The sequence below is a fragment of the Bartonella sp. TT121SHDZB genome, assembly GCF_042193415.1.
Lineage (GTDB): Bacteria > Pseudomonadota > Alphaproteobacteria > Rhizobiales > Rhizobiaceae > Bartonella.
On sequence record NZ_JBHILR010000046.1, the window covers coordinates 1 to 964 of the forward strand.

Consider the following 964-nt stretch of genomic DNA (forward strand, 5'->3'; position numbering starts at 1 on the left):
AATTTTTGGTTCTGGATCACGAACCCCTATTGCTATCTCCATTCTCGTAAAAAATCCAGAATCTCAACAGCATGGTAAGATATATTTCCGTGATATTGGAGATTATCTCACGAGAAAAGAAAAGCTTACGATAATTGAATCCCTTGGTAGCATTGATGGTATTACACGAAGTGAACAAGGCTGGCAAATAATTACACCAGACGAATACGGTGATTGGCTTAGTCAACGCGATGATAGTTTCAAGACGTTTCTAGCTCTAGGTGATAAAAAAGGACATGATCAAAAGCTGTTTGAAAATTTTTCTCGTGGCATTATGACAAGCCGTGATGCTTGGGCGTATAACTCAAGCCGTGAAACACTAGCAAAAAATATGCGTAATATGATTGCCTTTTATAACAGTGAGGTTGAACGTTTTAATAATAGCTATTCACATGCTGATCATAAGTTACGTACCAATGCTATAGATAGTTTCGTAAACTCAGATGAAAGAAAAATCAGTTGGAGTTATAATCTCAAACGAGACTTGGTAAAAGGAAAGTCTTTCAACTTTGAAGAAGCTTGCCTTACACAAAGTCTTTATCGCCCTTTTACACGACAGTGGCTTTATTGTGATGCTGCTCTAAATTGCGATGGCGCTTATCAGATGCGAATATTTCCGATAGGACAAGTAGTTGAAAACAGAATGATACAAATTACAGGTATAGGAGCAAAGAAAGACTTTTCTGTACTTATGACTAAAGTTGTATCTGATGTTAATATGATGGAAGGTGGTAGTCAATGCTTTCCACGCTATATTTACGAAGATACTACGGTTTCAAAAAATAAAAGTGAGAAACAATCCCATTTGTTTACGAATTCTACAGAAGAAAGTAAAAGTACTGGTTTACAGAGGCATGATGCCATTACGGATGAAGGGCTAGATCATTTTAAAGCAGCTTATCCTAATGAAACCATAACAAAAGAT

At 36.4% G+C, this 964-nt stretch carries 1 protein-coding gene; it reads left to right on the plus strand.

The window, feature by feature from the left end:
• The coding region (locus ACFIKI_RS08380; RefSeq protein ID WP_375666752.1) for a type ISP restriction/modification enzyme at positions 1-964 on the plus strand (964 nt) is incomplete at both ends.